At 54.6% G+C, this 15,607-nt stretch carries 22 protein-coding genes; 16 read left to right on the forward strand and 6 right to left on the reverse strand.

The window, feature by feature from the left end:
- The first annotated feature begins 1 nt into the window (after window position 1).
- The 11 genes from FS819_RS23280 to FS819_RS23330 all read left to right on the forward strand — a co-directional run bounded on the left by FS819_RS23280 (window position 2) and on the right by FS819_RS23330 (window position 4,271).
- The gene (locus FS819_RS23280; RefSeq protein ID WP_234624677.1) at window positions 2-349 is read left to right on the forward strand and encodes a hypothetical protein; all 348 of its coding nucleotides are present in this window, start codon (window positions 2-4) and stop codon (window positions 347-349) included.
- The gene (locus FS819_RS23285) at window positions 346-795 is read left to right on the forward strand and encodes a hypothetical protein (protein WP_234624678.1); all 450 of its coding nucleotides are present in this window, start codon (window positions 346-348) and stop codon (window positions 793-795) included. The genes FS819_RS23280 and FS819_RS23285 overlap by 4 nt, the downstream gene beginning before the upstream one ends.
- A 26-nt stretch (window positions 796-821) precedes the next feature.
- A complete protein-coding gene (locus FS819_RS23290; protein WP_234624679.1) occupies window positions 822-1,028 on the forward strand; it encodes a hypothetical protein in 207 nt (68 codons plus the stop codon).
- 3 nt (window positions 1,029-1,031) lie between these two features.
- On the forward strand, window positions 1,032-1,244 hold the full coding sequence (locus tag FS819_RS23295) for a BrxR family helix-turn-helix transcriptional regulator (protein WP_234624680.1): 213 nt from the start codon (window positions 1,032-1,034) through the stop codon (window positions 1,242-1,244).
- Window positions 1,241-2,548, forward strand: coding sequence for a hypothetical protein (locus FS819_RS23300; RefSeq protein ID WP_234624681.1), 1,308 nt, complete (start codon window positions 1,241-1,243; stop codon window positions 2,546-2,548). Before FS819_RS23295 ends, FS819_RS23300 begins: the two co-directional genes overlap by 4 nt.
- Window positions 2,548-3,051: an NAD-dependent epimerase/dehydratase family protein gene (locus tag FS819_RS23305; protein WP_180641217.1), complete on the forward strand. Its 504-nt coding sequence runs from the start codon at window positions 2,548-2,550 to the stop codon at window positions 3,049-3,051. The genes FS819_RS23300 and FS819_RS23305 overlap by 1 nt, the downstream gene beginning before the upstream one ends.
- 14 nt (window positions 3,052-3,065) lie before the next feature.
- Window positions 3,066-3,269 (forward strand): hypothetical protein, encoded by a 204-nt coding sequence (locus tag FS819_RS23310; protein WP_234624682.1) that lies wholly within the window; start codon window positions 3,066-3,068, stop codon window positions 3,267-3,269.
- Window positions 3,266-3,559 (forward strand): hypothetical protein, encoded by a 294-nt coding sequence (locus tag FS819_RS23315; protein ID WP_234624683.1) that lies wholly within the window; start codon window positions 3,266-3,268, stop codon window positions 3,557-3,559. The genes FS819_RS23310 and FS819_RS23315 overlap by 4 nt, the downstream gene beginning before the upstream one ends.
- 78 nt (window positions 3,560-3,637) lie before the next feature.
- Entirely contained in the window at window positions 3,638-3,904 is a 267-nt protein-coding gene (locus FS819_RS23320) for a hypothetical protein (protein WP_071202219.1), read from the forward strand.
- A complete protein-coding gene (locus FS819_RS23325) occupies window positions 3,901-4,065 on the forward strand; it encodes a hypothetical protein (protein WP_197523698.1) in 165 nt (54 codons plus the stop codon). The genes FS819_RS23320 and FS819_RS23325 overlap by 4 nt, the downstream gene beginning before the upstream one ends.
- Window positions 4,062-4,271, forward strand: coding sequence for a hypothetical protein (locus FS819_RS23330; RefSeq protein WP_071202218.1), 210 nt, complete (start codon window positions 4,062-4,064; stop codon window positions 4,269-4,271). Before FS819_RS23325 ends, FS819_RS23330 begins: the two co-directional genes overlap by 4 nt.
- A gap of 485 nt (window positions 4,272-4,756) precedes the next feature.
- Here FS819_RS23330 and FS819_RS23335 read toward each other — a convergent pair whose 3' ends face one another.
- The 5 genes from FS819_RS23335 to cyoA all read right to left on the reverse strand — a co-directional run bounded on the left by FS819_RS23335 (window position 4,757) and on the right by cyoA (window position 9,813).
- On the reverse strand, window positions 4,757-5,509 hold the full coding sequence (locus FS819_RS23335; RefSeq protein WP_156549589.1) for an SURF1 family protein: 753 nt from the start codon (window positions 5,507-5,509) through the stop codon (window positions 4,757-4,759).
- Between the two features lie 64 nt (window positions 5,510-5,573).
- On the reverse strand, window positions 5,574-5,972 hold the full coding sequence (gene cyoD / locus FS819_RS23340; RefSeq protein WP_156549591.1) for a cytochrome o ubiquinol oxidase subunit IV: 399 nt from the start codon (window positions 5,970-5,972) through the stop codon (window positions 5,574-5,576).
- On the reverse strand, window positions 5,969-6,586 hold the full coding sequence (gene cyoC / locus FS819_RS23345) for a cytochrome o ubiquinol oxidase subunit III (RefSeq protein ID WP_070163308.1): 618 nt from the start codon (window positions 6,584-6,586) through the stop codon (window positions 5,969-5,971). Before cyoC ends, cyoD begins: the two co-directional genes overlap by 4 nt.
- A 4-nt stretch (window positions 6,587-6,590) precedes the next feature.
- Window positions 6,591-8,594, reverse strand: coding sequence for a cytochrome o ubiquinol oxidase subunit I (cyoB, locus tag FS819_RS23350; protein WP_156549593.1), 2,004 nt, complete (start codon window positions 8,592-8,594; stop codon window positions 6,591-6,593).
- A gap of 40 nt (window positions 8,595-8,634) precedes the next feature.
- On the reverse strand, window positions 8,635-9,813 hold the full coding sequence (gene cyoA, locus FS819_RS23355) for a ubiquinol oxidase subunit II (protein WP_070163310.1): 1,179 nt from the start codon (window positions 9,811-9,813) through the stop codon (window positions 8,635-8,637).
- 384 nt (window positions 9,814-10,197) lie between these two features.
- Between cyoA and FS819_RS23360 the strand changes: the two genes are divergently transcribed.
- The 3 genes from FS819_RS23360 to FS819_RS23370 all read left to right on the forward strand — a co-directional run bounded on the left by FS819_RS23360 (window position 10,198) and on the right by FS819_RS23370 (window position 12,438).
- On the forward strand, window positions 10,198-10,797 hold the full coding sequence (locus FS819_RS23360) for a sigma-70 family RNA polymerase sigma factor (protein ID WP_070163311.1): 600 nt from the start codon (window positions 10,198-10,200) through the stop codon (window positions 10,795-10,797).
- The gene (locus tag FS819_RS23365) at window positions 10,781-11,605 is read left to right on the forward strand and encodes an anti-sigma factor family protein (protein WP_156549595.1); all 825 of its coding nucleotides are present in this window, start codon (window positions 10,781-10,783) and stop codon (window positions 11,603-11,605) included. The genes FS819_RS23360 and FS819_RS23365 overlap by 17 nt, the downstream gene beginning before the upstream one ends.
- Before the next feature lie 95 nt (window positions 11,606-11,700).
- Window positions 11,701-12,438, forward strand: coding sequence for a Bax inhibitor-1/YccA family protein (locus FS819_RS23370; RefSeq protein ID WP_156549597.1), 738 nt, complete (start codon window positions 11,701-11,703; stop codon window positions 12,436-12,438).
- Between the two features lie 96 nt (window positions 12,439-12,534).
- Here the strand turns inward: FS819_RS23370 and FS819_RS23375 are convergent, their stop codons facing one another.
- The gene (locus FS819_RS23375) at window positions 12,535-12,984 is read right to left on the reverse strand and encodes a pseudoazurin (protein ID WP_156549599.1); all 450 of its coding nucleotides are present in this window, start codon (window positions 12,982-12,984) and stop codon (window positions 12,535-12,537) included.
- Between the two features lie 296 nt (window positions 12,985-13,280).
- Here FS819_RS23375 and FS819_RS23380 point away from each other — a divergent pair, with 296 nt between their 5' ends.
- Both FS819_RS23380 and eglC read left to right on the forward strand, forming a co-directional pair.
- Window positions 13,281-13,970: an NnrU family protein gene (locus tag FS819_RS23380; protein ID WP_197434117.1), complete on the forward strand. Its 690-nt coding sequence runs from the start codon at window positions 13,281-13,283 to the stop codon at window positions 13,968-13,970.
- Between the two features lie 177 nt (window positions 13,971-14,147).
- Window positions 14,148-15,575 (forward strand): endo-1,3-1,4-beta-glycanase EglC, encoded by a 1,428-nt coding sequence (gene eglC, locus FS819_RS23385; RefSeq protein WP_156549603.1) that lies wholly within the window; start codon window positions 14,148-14,150, stop codon window positions 15,573-15,575.
- Window positions 15,576-15,607 lie beyond the last annotated feature (32 nt).

Raw genomic sequence — 15,607 nt, forward strand, 5'->3', positions numbered from 1 at the left:
CATGGCCAAAAAGATCGAAATCAAGTTGCCTTGTATTGCCCACGTGCGCGGCACATCAACACTTCCACGCCCCGACACAAAAACGCTTCTCGCCCTGGCCGAGATATACACCCCATTCGAGATCGCACGGGCCTATGGCGTGATGAAGATCATTGCCGAGGAATGGTTGCGAGAGGAAGGGTTTTGCCCAGCTCCACGGTGCGGCGGTCTTTGGGTTCGCCGCCCGCCCGCCGTCCACGAAGAGACCAGCCACCGCAAGCCGACATTGCCGGCGCTATCCATGCATCAGGCATTCCTTGCCGATCCGCGAAACATCAAACGCAAAAGACTGATGGAGAACCTGTCATGAGACAGCCGAAACGAAAGGTGCTTGTCCTTTTGAAGAACGGACGGCACCGGCCGGAAACATCGCTCGAGCAGTTTTATCGTGAACGGGCAGAGGCCAATCAGGAAGCGCGCCTTGCAGCCGAGCGCAACAGCAAGATGGCCCAGCGTGACGCCGAGGTGAAGGGGCAGCAGATCATGCGCCTCTTGGCCGCTGATCCAACCGGCGCCTTACCGGACGATCTACGCGCCGCCTTCTTGGCCGAGATCGTCAAGCAGTTGGCCGAGGCGTTCAGCGCCAGACTTTCCGAACAGGCCGGCCATCTGTTCACCGGACGATACAAGCCGATCCGCGGCAGATCGCGGGCGCATGTCCGCGAAGACAGGCAGAGAACCACCGAAGTGGTGACCCGCGTCACCATCCCGGAATTCACAATCGAGCAGGCCTATCAAGGGCCTCGCATAAGCTGAGACACCAGCCCAGGAGGGCAAAGATAATGGCCAGCCTTGAACACCATGTTTCGGAACTCTGCCGCGCCGAAATGAAAAAGTTTGCCGCTTGGTGCGCCCAAAATTGGACTGTCACGCCCGACCAAGCGCGGGCCGACAATTTTTTTGACGGGAAGCCTGAAGGTTATCTCGAGGGATACAACGCAGCGATTGAAGGCCTTTCCGGTGCAATCGACTGCTTTTTGGAGGAATAACCGATGAGGTATTTCGAAAACCTCCGCGTTGCATGGATCATCGAGACCGTCGAAATTTTCGGTTTCATCAACCGCAGCCACGTCGTGAAAAAGTTCGGGGTCACGGAGCAAGTTGCCTCCAAGGATTTCGGCACCGTGCAAAAACTTCACCCACACCTGATGCGCTACGACACGAGCGCCAAATGCTATTTCCTGAAGGAAGGTGCAAACACATGATCGTCACAGAAGAAATGGTGAACCGCGCCGACAGCATTCTTTCGAGGTCGCGGCCTGGAATCCCAGATGAGGTTATTCGGCATGCGATAGCGGCGGCTATTGCGGAGGCCCCAACCCAAGAAGATCGCACACATGCAATGCTGGAAACTATCGTCGCCCCCGACAATGGTACATCGCAAGAAGTCTTATCCGCAGTCCTACAATGCGCGAAGGCGTGGGTTCCAGAAGCGCGGATCGTCGGGAACGTGCGCGCTGGCGATATTGCGCGGGCGATTGAAGCCGCCCTATCCGCCCAGCCGCAGCCAATAGAAAGTGAAATCCAGCGTTATGCGGGAATTTACCGCGATGGAGAGGGATGGGATATCGAGCCAACTCAAGACGGCGAGTATGTAAGGTACGATGATCATGTCGCTGACCGCAATGTCCTACTTGATCACCTTGACAAGATTGATAAGGCGAAATCCGCCCAGCCGCAGACGGTGGCGCCAAATTTCCCAGAACTGCTTTCTGAAGATGAAAAAAAATCGATGCTTCGCGAAGCCGAAATCCTCTGGAAAGACCTAGAGGAAAACAAACTTGGTGGGTTTTCGTGCCAAAACCGCCCGTTCTATATTGTCCACGCCTTCAAGTGTGCAATCGAGAAATACGGACACAGAGACGTTGGGCTTAATTGGTCGAAGGATGCTCTTGATGCTGCTCGCTCTGCCATCACCACAGCGCCAGCGCAGGAGCCGACTGTGGACGATTCGAGCCGGTCAGAGGGAGAGTATAGCAACGTCTATGACGCAGTGCAGGAACCAACTCTGGTATTTCGGAATATTCAGGCCCGGGAGCAAGAAATCAAGCCGAACATGTATGATTCTCCCATACACTTTCTACGCATCGACCCACCCGACCAACAGGCCCGCATTGACGAGCAAGAAAGGCTCCGTTTTGAGGGGGATCTTGACAAATGGATGAAGATCATCAGCGCAGGCATAACCGGCTATCAGCCGGAAGCCTACGCTGTGATGGATATGGCTTGCCAGGAGTTGGTTCGTAGCCGAACTCGCATTGCCGAGCTGGAGACAGAGATCAATATCAAGGCTGATTTCATTGAGGCTACGGTCGATCAAATGGCGGGGAAAGACGAGCGTATTGCAGAGTTGGAGGCGTCGCTCAAGCCGTTCGCTGAAGAGGCCGATCACATCTCTTCATGCTTGCCCAATCCACGGCGCGTAGAAAGTTTGGTCATGCGAACTGGCATCACCTACGGCGATTTCCGCAATGCCAGGGCCGCCCTTAACAAAGGAAAGGCAGAGTGATGGCTGAAAAAACAAGCATCATATTCGGCTGCAATGGTCGTATTGGCTCTTTGCTGTTTCACACTCTACGCGCGCAAGGTGAGACCGTTTTCGGGATAGACGGATCACTTGACATACCGTTTTCATTACTGACCACCCCCGCCGTAGTTTATCATTGCGCAGGCAATGCAGATCCGAATGCGGCCATCGAACAACATGTCCATACGGTAACTCTTGCAAAGCGCGTTCTCAGTTGGTGCGCAGAGGCTAAGGTTCCAAAGGTGTATCTCTGCGGCTCATCATGGGCAGATCCTATCACGGATGACAGAGAGCAAAACGAAAGGACCGCCGCTTACGGCGCGGCAAAAAGAGCAATCAGGGACATGGCCGCAACCCACCCCGGCGATGCTCGCTATGTCCGTCTTGGCTGGTATCCGGCCACGCCGATGCCAGACGACGCGCCAGATTGGCTAAAGCGGGAATACTGGACGGCACAAGACGTTCTCCGCGCATTCGATCTTTGAGAGGTGGCAGAGTGATGAGCACAATGGATAAAGTTTGGCTGATTACCGCACCAATAATGTGCGGCGTCATGCTGTTCTCTGCTTATGTAAATATTGAAGGGGCGTCCGCCAGGCGAGAACTTGCGGCATCAAATGTCCGTCTTGCAGAACAAATTGAAAAGCTTAACGCGGCCCACGAAGAACGGAAATGTGCCGCTGATGGGAAGGTGGAGCAATGAGCGACCACGAACGAATTTTCCTTGAGCAACCCGGTGCGCCGGATCGGTGCTGGTGCCAAGATGATGCTTTTGAAGGTGGCGGCATTGCGTTTATCCGCGCCGATATCAGCGCCAGCCAATTAGCAGAGGAACGCAACAATGCGCTGGAATCGGCTGCCATGCGGATTGAAAAGATCATAGCCGATATGCAAGCGCTGGAAAAGTTCAACCGCTCCTACGCTCTACGGATTGCGGCTTTGGCGCTTGCCGATATCCGCGCATTGAAAGACGTATCAATCAATGGACGATAACCAGCCCGCTACACCAAGAAAATCGCGCTGCATCAGATCAGCGCCGCCGCGATCCGCGCGATGAAGAGGGGGGCGGGTATGAGCGATCAGCGTTATTGCGATGACTGGTCTTGCCCAGAAAAATGGAAATGTGCCTTACATTTCGTTCAGTCATCCGACTATTGGTCAATGGCAAGCCCAGATGAGCCAAAGGATTTCTTCAAAGGAGAGCGTAATCGATGGGGCTGTTTGAATTTCAAAAAGGCCCCATTCAACCCCACGCTCAATAAGGCCATGCAGGTGCAGGGCGATGACGCTAGGCCGAAAATTCCCGAAAATTACACGGGCCCAAGGATCGTCAAATGAAGCTGCCTTACATCTATCGATGGAACCGGCAAGGCCGCAAAGGGCAAACATGCGAGGTGCTTGCACGCGGCACCATGAATTCCTGCCTTGTCCGTTTTTCTGACGGATACACTATGGTCACCAGTCGCAACGCGATCAAGAAGAACAAGGAGCAACTATGAGCGACCTCCGGCTTTTCGCCGACATGATGCACGAGGCAATCGCGATGGAGCGCCGCCTCAAAGAGATCAACCGCAATGCCGCTGTCTATGCCGATAAATGCACCAGGCTTTCGCTTGAGAGCCTAAACGATCTCGACAAAAGCCAGCGCCAGTTCCACGCCTCGCGTGAGGGCCTTTGCGCAGTTCGGATCATTCTTGCCGGTTAACAACCGATATTGCTTTTCAGCGCCACATGAAGGAAAATGATGAGGCTTGAAGATTGGCGTCCGCCGAGCTTCCTTAAGTGTAGATCTATAGCTACACGTACCAAACCAGGACTGCGGCGTTATGGTGAGTGTCAAGCACCGCCGCAGTCCTGGCACCCAAACAAAATCCCAAATCAAAATTTCATGTGATTAACCCGCAGTTTTTGCATGCTCTACCGGTGGGCAATGGCGTGGGTAACAGCGCGCATTTTTCGGCACCGGGCCAAACGTTTTCAATCAGATAAATACCCAACTATGACGGACACCTCTTCCGCCATGCCGAAAAGTAAATAAATTAAATCAAATAGTTACATGTTGAATTGTCAAACTATTAGGCTCGGTTTGACAATTTATGTTCTCGTTTCATCCTGCTGCTTCGAAGGGGAGGGGCGTCTTGGGTGATCATTAGGAAATAGCGCTGCTGTTTACAGCAGCCTTGGCCTCGATCACATGTCGTGCGCGTCTTCTGTGGAGTTCTTGCGTTTCAGCAGGAACCAGAGGAATGCCAGGCTCATCACGGCCATGGCAAACCAGGTTACTGCATATTGAAGATGGCTATTGGGAAAACGGATCTGCGTTAAACCACCGACCGGATAGCCGCCCGGCACATCGCTTTTGTCGGCGTCCATAAAGAACGGCACCACTTGGGTCAGATTGCGCTTGTCGGCAATGGCGGAAACGTCGCGTGAATACCAGCGATCGGCATTTGGATCATTGGAGCGCAGCAAGGTTCCATTTGGTTCGCTGATGCGCAGAAGGCCGCTTACGGTCACGCTTCCGAGAATCTGACCTTCCGCCCGGCGGGTCGGGTCTTTGCGGTCAATCGGTACAAAGCCCCTGTTGATCAACAGGGTTCCCTCTTTTTCAGTCTTGAGGGGGGTCATGACCCAATAGCCCGCGCCCAATTCCGTGGCGGCGTAGACCAGGGTTTCCTTGTCGTGTTCGTAAATGCCGGAAGTCTTGATATGGCGGTATTCATCGGCGTCGCGATTGACGGAAGGCCATTGAGGTGGGGATGGTGCGTCCACCGGTTCGGCATGAACACGAGCATCAACACGAGCGATCAATGCTTTTTTCCAGCCCAGACGCTCAATTTGCCAGATGCCGAGGGCTATGAACAAGGCCGTTGCCAGCAGGAGAAAGCCGGATAGGGCAACCTTCTTTATCGAAATACGCCTGATGGCCTGCTGGTCTGACATGTATCAATCGTCCTGAAACGGATCGGGCGACATGGATATGCCGCCCGATCGGATATCGGCGTCCTTACGGGACGTTACGCATCATTTCGGGGCTCATCGGCATCATATTGGTGTTCAAGTGATGCATGACCCAGAGTGAGCCGGAGAGCGCGATAACGACAACGATGATGGTGAAGATCAACGCCATCATGTTCCAGCCGCCTTCCGACTTGGTATTCATATGCAGGAAGTAGATCATATGAACCACGACCTGGATGGCGCCGAGGCCCATGACGATACCAGCCAGCAAGGCCTTGTTGGTCAGGCTGCCGCTCATCACCAGATAGAACGGGATCGACGTCAGGATGACCGACAAGATAAAGCCGATCATATAGGTCTTCATCGAGCCGTGGCTGGCCTCGTGGCCGCCATGGTGATGATCATGGCCGTGGCCATGCGAATGTGCGTGCGAATTGTCGTTCATCCGATCACTCCCAGCAGGTAGACGTAGGAGAATACGCCAATCCAAATAACGTCGAGGAAGTGCCAGAACATCGAGAGGCACATCAGGCGACGGCGGTTTGCTTCGACCAGTCCATGCTTGCCGACCTGGGCCATCAGCGTCACCAGCCAGATGATGCCGAAGGTAACGTGCAAACCGTGGGTGCCGACCAGCGTAAAGAAGGCTGACAGGAAGGCACTGCGATTTGGACCTGCTCCTTCATGGATCAGGTGAACGAACTCATAGAGTTCGAGCGCCAGGAAGATTGCGCCGAATACACCGGTCACGCCCAGCCAGATCAGCGTAGCGGCCTTGTTGTTCTTCTCCATCGACAGCATGGCAAAGCCATAGGTGATCGAGGAAAACAGCAGCATGGCTGTATTGATCGCTACCAGTTTCAGGTCGAACAGGTCGGCCGGAGCCGGGCCAGCCGCATAATTGCGACCGAGCACGGCATAGGTGGCAAACAGCATTGCGAAGATCAGGCAGTCGCTCATCAGGTAGAGCCAGAACCCAAGGTTCGTGCTGCTTTCCGGATGATGCTCTTCCGTCAGGTAGAATTCCGGCTTTGCAGTTTTTAAAGTTCTGGGATCCATCTGATCACCCCTTCCTTGCCAGAAGCGCGGTCCGCGTTGCTTCGGTATTCACCACCTCTTCGGCGGAAATATAGAAGTCACGGTTGTAGTTGAACGTGTGCGAGATCGACACTGCAATGATCGCCACGAAAGACACGATGGCCAACCACCACATGTACCAGATTAGGCCGAATGCCATGGCAACGCTGAGACCTGCAAGGATAACGCCCGTGCCGGTATTCTTCGGCATATGGATCGGCTTGAAGCCCAGCAGAGGACGGCTATAGCCACGCTTCTTCATGTCGTCCCAGGCATCGGTGTCGTGGACAACAGGTGTGAAAGCGAAGTTATAGGCTGGCGGTGGCGAGGAAATCGACCATTCCAGGGTCCGGCCATTCCATGGGTCGCCCGTCAGGTCGGCAAGTTCGTGGCGCTTGAAATAGCTGACGACGAGCTGGATGACGAAGGAAGCGATACCAAGCGCAATCAGGCAGGCACCAAATGCGGCGATGATGAACCAGATTTGCAGCGACGGATCGTCGAACTGGCTCATGCGGCGGGTTACACCCATCAGGCCGAGAACATACAGCGGCATGAAGGCGAAGTAGAAGCCGACCAACCAGAACCAGAAGGACATTTTGCCCCAGAACGGATCGAGCTTGTAGCCGAACGCTTTCGGGAACCAGAACGTGACGCCAGCCATCAGACCGAACACCACGCCGCCGATGATGACATTGTGGAAGTGAGCGATCAGGAACAGCGAGTTGTGCAGGACGAAGTCGGCTGGTGGCACGGCAAGAAGAACGCCGGTCATGCCGCCGATAACGAAAGTCACCATAAAGCCCATGGTCCAAAGCATCGGCACTTCGAACCGGATGCGGCCACGATACATCGTGAACAGCCAGTTGAAGATCTTCGCGCCCGTCGGGATCGAGATGATCATCGTGGTGATGCCGAAGAACGAGTTGACGCTGGCGCCCGAACCCATGGTGAAGAAGTGATGCAGCCACACCAGGTAGGACAGGACCGTAATACAGACCGTGGCGTAAACCATCGATGTATAGCCAAACAGGCGCTTGCCGGAGAAGGTCGAAACCACTTCGGAGAAAATGCCGAAGGCGGGAAGAACCAGGATATAGACTTCCGGGTGACCCCAGATCCAGATCAGGTTCACATACATCATCGGGTTGCCGCCGAGATCGTTGGTGAAGAAATTGGTGCCGACATAACGGTCGAGCGTCAGCAGAGCCAACGTGGCAGTCAGGATCGGGAAGCTGGCAACGATCAACACGTTGGTGCAGAGCGAGGTCCAGGTGAAGATTGGCATCTTCATCATGGTCATGCCCGGAGCGCGCATCTTGACGATGGTCGCAATCAGGTTGATGCCTGATAATGTCGTTCCGACACCGGCCACCTGAAGTCCCCAGATGTAGTAATCGACGCCGACGCCGGGGCTGTAATCGCCACCCGAAAGCGGCGGATAAGCCAGCCAGCCGGTACGGGCGAATTCACCGACGAACAGCGAAATCATTACGATCACCGCACCTGCAACCGTCATCCAGAAGGAGAAGTTGTTGAGGAACGGGAAGGACACGTCGCGCGCGCCGATCTGCAAGGGAACGACGAGGTTCATCAAGCCGGTTACAAACGGCATGGCCATGAAGAAGATCATGATCACGCCATGGGCGGTGAAGACCTGGTCATAGTGATGCGGCGGCAGAAAGCCTTCATTGCCATTGAAGGCCATGGCCTGCTGGCCACGCATCATCAAGGCATCGGCAAAGCCGCGCAACAGCATGATCAGCGCCAGAATGACATACATCACGCCGATCTTCTTGTGATCGACGCTGGTGAACCATTCATTCCAGAGATAGCCCCAGAGGCGGAAGTAGGTAACGGCGCCGAGCACGGCAATGCCACCGATCGCGACAGCCACAAAGGTCAGCACGAGAATGGGTTCGTGATACGGGATCGCATCTAGGGTCAACCGGCCGAAGATGAACTTCATAAGTTCAGGGTTTGAGAACATGGGAGGCCCCGTTTAAGTTGAATATCGCGAGATTGCCGGCTCAGTTTTTAGGCTGAGCTGGCGCGGTCGCGCCGTTATCTGTGTCAGGCATGTCCATTCCAGGCATGGAATGATCGGCCATCGAATGATGCATTGTGTGGTTGCCGGCGTCAGTTGTGGATGCGACGGGCATGCTGTCGGTAGCAGGAGCAGCCTGCGAATGATCCTGTGGCGCATTCGCGTCGGTGCCATGGCCTGGCGTGACACTCAGATCGACACCACGGTTGTCATATTGCAGTTTCTCGCGGTTCTCGGCGCTTTCCTTGCCAGCTCCGCCCATCATGTCGATATGCATCATATTGCTCATGCACATTTTCGCAGGATCGACACACATATTGATGATGGCGTTGAAAAGATCCTTGTCGGCGGATGCAAAGTAGCGCACCGGATCTTTTTCACTTGGCTTTTCAAGCTTGATATAGGCGTCGCGGTTAAGCGCGGTGCCTTTCGCCTTGACCTGAGCTACCCAGTCGGCAAAGCCCTGATCGGTCAGACCGTGGAACTTGAAGCGCATGTTGGAAAAACCAGCGCCGGAATAGTTGGCTGAGAAACCGTCATAAACGCCTTCCTTGTTGATCACGCCGTGCAGCTTGGTCTGCATGCCAGGCATGGCGTAGATCTGGCCAGCAAGCGCCGGGATATAGAAGGAGTTCATCACCGACTGAGCGGTAATCTTGAAATTGATCGGAACATCAACCGGTGCTGCCAGTTCGTTGACCGTGGCAATCCCGAGGTCCGGGTAGATGAACATCCACTTCCAATCGAGAGCGACGACTTCAACAGTCAGCGGCTTCACGTCGGCGGGAATGGTTCGCTCGGCATCAATCCGCTCCAAAGGGCGGTAGGGGTCGAGCTTATGTGTGGAGATCCAGGTTACCGTTCCCAGAACCAGAATGATGGCGACGGGTGCCGACCAGATCAGGATTTCAATCTTGGTGGAATGGTTCCAGTCCGGCAGATAGACCGCCGAGGTGTTGGAAGAGCGATATTTCCACGCAAAGAAAAACGTCAGCAGGATCACCGGGACGATAATGATCAGCATCAACACGGTGGCGAAGACCACGAGGTCGCGTTGTTGCGCTGCAATGTCACCGGCGGGGGACATCACCACCATGTTACAGCCCGAAAGCAGCAGCATGGGCAAAAGCAGGAGGGAGGATAGGATCGGGAATTTTTTCATTACTTTGACTCTCATCAAGCGCATAAGCGCGAATTAATCCTTTTCCGGTGAGATTAAATGCGCGTTTTGTCGCAGGGAGTGTCGCTAATATAGGAAATATATCCTCCTATGGTTGTTGTGTGCTATCGCAGTAGTGCGGGGATGCCTTTCAAAAACCCTTGCGATTCAGTGGGTTCCCTCAAAGTTCTCTTCGCAGTTGCGAGATGGCAAATGCCACTTTTTGTCGTGGCAAAAGGCCCGAAATGGCAATAATCAAATTGTCGCACCCTTGAAAAACGGGCAGGCCATTGCGTGTGCGCCAACGATTTCACCCGGAATCGGAAAAATGGCAAAAAATTATTCGTCCCCGGGAATATCAACAGCCTCTCCTGCGTATATAGGGGTATGAACAACAGATCCGGCCCCTTTGACGTGATTGGACAATTGGCAGCGCTGAGGCGTTATGCCCTGTCGCTTGTGCGCAATACCGATGAAGCCGAGGATCTCGTCAACGATGCCCTGGTCAGGGCCTATGAGCACCAGAACAGCTTCCGGCGCGGCGGCAATATCCGCCAATGGTTGTTTTCGATCCTGCACAATACCCACGTGGATAGCTTGCGACGCAGGCGATCTGCGGCAAGACGCGATGCGCTGGCCGCCGATCTTGTCGATCCGGTCATAGGAGCCGAGCAGGAGCATGTGGTGCGGTTGGCGCAGGTGCGCCGGGCCTTTATGGATTTGCCGGAAGAGCAGCGCCAGGCCCTGCATCTCGTGGCGATCGAAGAGCTCTCCTACCAGGAGGCTGCCGATGTTTTGAATATTCCAGTTGGCACGCTGATGTCGCGGCTGTCGCGGGCGCGGGCGCGGCTGCGCGATCTTGAAATGACAGATGCGGGACGGCGGGCGCTACCGCCACCGGTGGAGAAGCCAGCCCAGAGAGGGCAGGGCGGCTCCAAACCGGTAGGCCTTCGCATTGTTGGAGGTTCCGATGACACACCATCCTGATCCGGTTTTGGATTTCGATCTACAGGCCTATATCGACGATCAACTGACCGCTCAGCGGCGGATCGAGGTCGAGGCCTATCTTTCCAGGCATCCCGATGCAGCCGCGCGGATGATGGCTGATCTGCGTGTGCGCGACGAGTTGCGCTTGGGGCTGGCCCATGACCGACTGGCGCTTGATTTGGGCGCGGCGCGGCCGGCAACCCGGGATGCGGCTCGCCGGCTGGAGCAGGCTTTGATGCAGGCAGGCCGCATGACAGTGCTGCGCCGGGCGGCTGCGGTGGCTATTTTTATCGGCGTTGGTTGGGTCGCGCATTCCGTTATCAATCCATTCGCGGCCACCCAGGTTATCGCCTCCGTGCCGACACCGGCCTTCGTGCGCGAAGCATTACAAGCCCATGAAACGACATTGTTGCGGGAAAGTCTTCATCCTCATCAGGTCACGCAGGTTCAAGGGGGGCAGGGCCAAGCCGAGGCGCCAATGTTCGACCGCAAGGAAATCCGTTCTGCGACTGGCATCGTCATGCCGGATCTGCCCAGCAATTGGACGATTGCCGATAGCCAGATTTTCCCGTCGGCTTACGGGCCGAGTGTTGAAATCGCCGTCAAGCCGAAGCGGGGTTCGGAAGTGACGTTGTTTGCGGCCCGCACTGGCTCTTTCGCTGTGCAGAATGTCACGCTCGCCCAGACGGATGGTGCAAAGGCTGCTTACTGGCAGATCGGCGAAGTGGCTTACGCGCTGGTATCCAAGGACCGCTCGGGCGACGAATTGACAGATGTGGCTGGCCAGCTTGCCAGGACGCTTTACTGAAACCGGGTTGGCGCCGCGTTAAAAAGCGGCGGGCCTGTAATGACTTATGGCGTGACACCAATTGTCAGCCTGAACATCAAGAGGAGACCTCAATTATGGAACCTGTGAATAAACACTATCCTTTCAGTACACAGGCGCAAGGGGGCGGCGCGCAGGCGCAGGCGGGTGCCTTGTTCGATCAGGGCCTGCGTAGGCATATGCTAAGCGTTTACAATTATATGGCCCTTGGCCTGGTCATTACCGGTCTTGTTGCGTTTATTGTCGGCTCGACACCAGCGCTGTATGTGCCGATTTTCCAGTCGCCGCTGAAATGGGTGGTGATGCTGGCACCGCTCGCCTTCGTGTTTTTCTTCTCCTTCCGCATTCAGACCATGTCGGCCAGCGCGGCGCAGATGGCGTTCTGGGCGTTTTGTGCGGTCATGGGCCTGTCGATGGCCTCAGTCTTCCTGGTCTTTACCGGCACCAGCATCGCCCGGACATTCTTCATCGCCGCAACCATGTTCGGCTCCATGAGCCTTTACGGCTACACCACGAAGCGTGACCTGTCGAAATTCGGCTCCTTCCTGATGATGGGCCTGATCGGCGTGGTTATTGCCTCCATCGTCAACATTTTCCTGGGCTCCAGCGCCCTGCAATTTGCGATCTCGGTAATCGGTATCCTGGTTTTCGTCGGCCTGACGGCTTGGGATACCCAGAATATCAAGGAGCAGTATGCGGAGAATATCGACCAGGAATCGCGCCAAAAACTGGCAGTGTTCGGCGCTCTGTCGCTTTACCTGAACTTCGTCAATATCTTCCAGCTTCTGCTGAATTTCACCGGTGAACGTGAATAGTCTTCGCTGAAATGCAATAGAGACAAAAGAGCCGCCGGTCCTGAGGGATCGGCGGCTCTATGTTTATGGTGACCCTTCGGGTTCCTCAGTTGGGATTCAGTGCAGGGTATCCAGTTCAGCCAGCAATTTGTCCTTGGCTTTTTTGGGCAGGTTTGAGGCCGCGAAGGCCGCAGCGTTGGGGGGTGGAACGTCGCCGACCACTACAACAGCCACCATGCCCATGCCAACATGCGGTGCGCATTTGACGCCGTAAGCACCCGGATGGGTGAATGTCACCTTCACTGTTTCATTGATCTTGCCTTTGAAGACCTCCGCACCTTCAGGCACAAGGCCGGTGATCGCTTCGGCACTATGGGCCTTGTCGGTCGGAATGAATGTTACGGTGTCGCCAGGCGCGATTTTTAGCGCGGCGGGCTCGAATACCATGGGTGTGCCATCGGCGCCCTTGTTCAACATATGGATTTCGTAATCAGCGGCGAAAGCCGATGCCGTTGACATCGCGCCGATGATGGTCAGGGCGGCGAGGCGCTTCAAGGCGATATGCATGGTGTTTCACTCTCTTTTGTGTCTCTTCGCTCACGTTTTTAAGTCACCGGATGCGGCATCACTTTGATCTTGCGCAAATCGCGCATTTGTGACCCTCAAAAGGTGGGGGCTTGGCTTGAGTTTATCTGAGAAAAGTGGAATGCGGTTTTCTTGAAAAGGGACGTGCTATCAAGAACCCTGGGGGGCTTGGGTCCAGATTGGACCTTGCGAGTGCCTGCGGTCCTGATGCAGCGCTTCGGCCTTAGGAGTGTGTGGTTTGCTGTCTTTCATTGATGTCTACATTACCGGATGGTTGCATGTCTAACCTGTTGCTTGCACTCATTTTCTTTGTATTGACGCATTCCGTCCCGGCAATACCCAGCATCAAAGGTCGGCTTGTGTCTTGCCTGGGTCGGACGACCTATATGGTTCTCTATTCAATTCTGTCGCTGGCAGGCTTGCTCTGGATATTCTACGCCTTCATGGAAGCGGATGATGTGGCGCTGTGGATGGACAGGGCCTGGCAGGCCTGGTTGACGCTGGTGCTCGTGCCGATCGGTCTTTTTCTGGTGGTGTGCGGATTGATCAGCCCCAATCCATATTCGGTGACCTTCAGGGCAGGGCGAAAGCCTGGAGCCATCGTTTCGATAACGCGTCATCCGGTTTTGTGGGGTTTTTTTCTCTGGGCTTTCGGTCATATTTTTCCAAATGGTGAAATGCGTGGCGTTATTCTATTCGGTGGATTTTCGCTTTTCTCGCTGGTGGGAATGGCGATACTGGACCGCCGAAACCGGAGAACTATTGACGTAGCCGGCCCTGAATTGGGTGCCGCAACGTCAGTTTTGCCCTTCGCCGCCATTCTGTCTGGCCGTGCCAGATTGCGTCTGGACCGTGACATGGCGATCGCGCTTGTCCTGACCGCAGCCGGCACCTTCGCTTTGCTGTTTGCCTTCCATGAAGTCTTGTTCGGTGTCGATCCCTTGCTGCTCGCGCTTTACGGGGTTTAAACAAGATGATTGCCCTATTTTGATACACCTGTTTTGAAAACAACCATGGTGGGTCGTTCGGGGCCTGCGAAATTGAAAAAATATTACCATTACGGGAAAGATCGTTTGGTTCTCGGCGAATAAAGTCCTATCATTCCAAAAGGGGTAAGGTGTTGACTGCAACTGAAAGAGGTTCGCATGGCCAGCAAATATCTTCTCAACAGCTTGGGCGAGGCGCTTTATTATAGTGGCGATCCGACCCATTGGTATTCAGCCACGGGAAGTGGCCTGACGCTGAATGGATCAAGCGGAAACGACGCAATGTATGGGGATAGCTCGGTCAATGTCACCATGAATGGTGGCACGGGTGACGATGTCTATTATCTCTATTCCAGTATTAATAGGGCCAGTGAATCAGGTGGGGCGGGTGTTGACACAGTCAATACCTGGATGAGTTACACGCTTGGTGATGGCATTGAAAACCTGGTCGTGACAGGCGATAACCGCTATGCTTTCGGCAATAGCCTGAACAACATCATCACCGGCGGCACAGGTATCCAGACCATTGACGGCTATGGTGGCAACGATGTCCTGATCGGCGGCGGCGGGGCTGATACCTTTGTATTCAGCAGTGGCAATGGCAGCGACAGGATCACTGATTTCTCCAGCGATGATACCGTGCGCTTGCAGAATTATGATTTCTCGGACTTTACCGAGGTGCAAAGTCATATGACCCAGACAGGAAGTGATGTTTCACTCGACCTCGGCAATGGCGAAAGCATCCTATTCAGCGATACCGTAATTTCTGATTTTACCTCCGACCAGTTTCAGCTGACACTGGATCGTACCAATCTCACGCAAACATTTTCAGATGATTTTAACAGCTTGTCCCTGCATGACGGCACGAGCGGAACGTGGGATACGGGCTATAGCTGGTTTGCGTCCAATGGCGGCACTTTGGTCGATAACAGCGAGTTGCAATGGTATATAAATCCCTCCTATGAGGGGACGTCGTCGGTCAATCCTTTCTCCATCTCTGACGGTGTGTTGACCATCACCGCATCCGTTGCGTCGGAAGATATCCAGAGCGAGATCAATGGCTATGAGTATACCTCGGGGATGCTCAGCACCGAATCTACTTTTAGCCAGACCTACGGTTATTTCGAAATCCGCGCCGATATGCCTGATGATCAGGGCGCATGGCCGGCATTCTGGCTGCTGCCGGCGGACGGGAGTTGGCCACCTGAACTCGATGTGGTTGAAATGCGTGGCCAGAATCAGGGCGAAGTAATTGTCACCGCGCACAGCAATGAAACTGGCGAACAAACATCCGATTCCACGACTGTTTACACCGACACCGAAGGCTATCATACCTACGGCGTGTTGTGGACGGAAACGACGCTAACCTGGTATATTGACGACGTTGCGGTGCATCAGACGGATACGCCGTCAGATATGCATGAGCCGATGTATATGGTGGTCAATCTGGCGGTTGGCGGGATGGCTGGGACGCCAAGCAGTTCCGATTTCAGCGATGGCTCAGAGTTGAAGGTCGATTATATCAAGGCCTATTCCCTTGAGGAGTATGCGGCTGCGACGACAACGACCAGCGATAATCTTCTTTAATTCTGCTTGATTGTCCAAAGAAAAGCCCCGGC

Origin of the sequence: Allorhizobium sp. Av2 (genome assembly GCF_021462805.2) — a bacterium.
In the GTDB taxonomy this organism is placed as follows: Bacteria; Pseudomonadota; Alphaproteobacteria; order Rhizobiales; family Rhizobiaceae; genus Allorhizobium; species Allorhizobium vitis_G.

Excerpts from the sequence above, each read along its gene's own strand:
- FS819_RS23375 (WP_156549599.1), bottom strand. The coding sequence starts at position 12,984 with ATGCATATCGCCTTGAAGCGCCTCGCCGCCCTGACCATCATCGGCGCG.
- FS819_RS23370 (WP_156549597.1), top strand. The coding sequence starts at position 11,701 with ATGGAACCTGTGAATAAACACTATCCTTTCAGTACACAGGCGCAAGGG.
- FS819_RS23380 (WP_197434117.1), top strand. The coding sequence starts at position 13,281 with ATGTCTAACCTGTTGCTTGCACTCATTTTCTTTGTATTGACGCATTCC.
- FS819_RS23290 (WP_234624679.1), top strand. The coding sequence starts at position 822 with ATGGCCAGCCTTGAACACCATGTTTCGGAACTCTGCCGCGCCGAAATG.
- cyoA (WP_070163310.1), bottom strand. The coding sequence starts at position 9,813 with ATGAAAAAATTCCCGATCCTATCCTCCCTCCTGCTTTTGCCCATGCTG.
- FS819_RS23320 (WP_071202219.1), top strand. The coding sequence starts at position 3,638 with ATGAGCGATCAGCGTTATTGCGATGACTGGTCTTGCCCAGAAAAATGG.
- FS819_RS23330 (WP_071202218.1), top strand. The coding sequence starts at position 4,062 with ATGAGCGACCTCCGGCTTTTCGCCGACATGATGCACGAGGCAATCGCG.
- eglC (WP_156549603.1), top strand. The coding sequence starts at position 14,148 with ATGGCCAGCAAATATCTTCTCAACAGCTTGGGCGAGGCGCTTTATTAT.
- FS819_RS23335 (WP_156549589.1), bottom strand. The coding sequence starts at position 5,509 with ATGTCAGACCAGCAGGCCATCAGGCGTATTTCGATAAAGAAGGTTGCC.
- cyoD (WP_156549591.1), bottom strand. The coding sequence starts at position 5,972 with ATGAACGACAATTCGCACGCACATTCGCATGGCCACGGCCATGATCAT.
- FS819_RS23315 (WP_234624683.1), top strand. The coding sequence starts at position 3,266 with ATGAGCGACCACGAACGAATTTTCCTTGAGCAACCCGGTGCGCCGGAT.
- FS819_RS23305 (WP_180641217.1), top strand. The coding sequence starts at position 2,548 with ATGGCTGAAAAAACAAGCATCATATTCGGCTGCAATGGTCGTATTGGC.
- FS819_RS23360 (WP_070163311.1), top strand. The coding sequence starts at position 10,198 with ATGAACAACAGATCCGGCCCCTTTGACGTGATTGGACAATTGGCAGCG.
- FS819_RS23295 (WP_234624680.1), top strand. The coding sequence starts at position 1,032 with ATGAGGTATTTCGAAAACCTCCGCGTTGCATGGATCATCGAGACCGTC.
- cyoB (WP_156549593.1), bottom strand. The coding sequence starts at position 8,594 with ATGTTCTCAAACCCTGAACTTATGAAGTTCATCTTCGGCCGGTTGACC.
- FS819_RS23300 (WP_234624681.1), top strand. The coding sequence starts at position 1,241 with ATGATCGTCACAGAAGAAATGGTGAACCGCGCCGACAGCATTCTTTCG.
- FS819_RS23325 (WP_197523698.1), top strand. The coding sequence starts at position 3,901 with ATGAAGCTGCCTTACATCTATCGATGGAACCGGCAAGGCCGCAAAGGG.
- FS819_RS23310 (WP_234624682.1), top strand. The coding sequence starts at position 3,066 with ATGAGCACAATGGATAAAGTTTGGCTGATTACCGCACCAATAATGTGC.
- FS819_RS23280 (WP_234624677.1), top strand. The coding sequence starts at position 2 with ATGGCCAAAAAGATCGAAATCAAGTTGCCTTGTATTGCCCACGTGCGC.
- FS819_RS23285 (WP_234624678.1), top strand. The coding sequence starts at position 346 with ATGAGACAGCCGAAACGAAAGGTGCTTGTCCTTTTGAAGAACGGACGG.
- cyoC (WP_070163308.1), bottom strand. The coding sequence starts at position 6,586 with ATGGATCCCAGAACTTTAAAAACTGCAAAGCCGGAATTCTACCTGACG.
- FS819_RS23365 (WP_156549595.1), top strand. The coding sequence starts at position 10,781 with ATGACACACCATCCTGATCCGGTTTTGGATTTCGATCTACAGGCCTAT.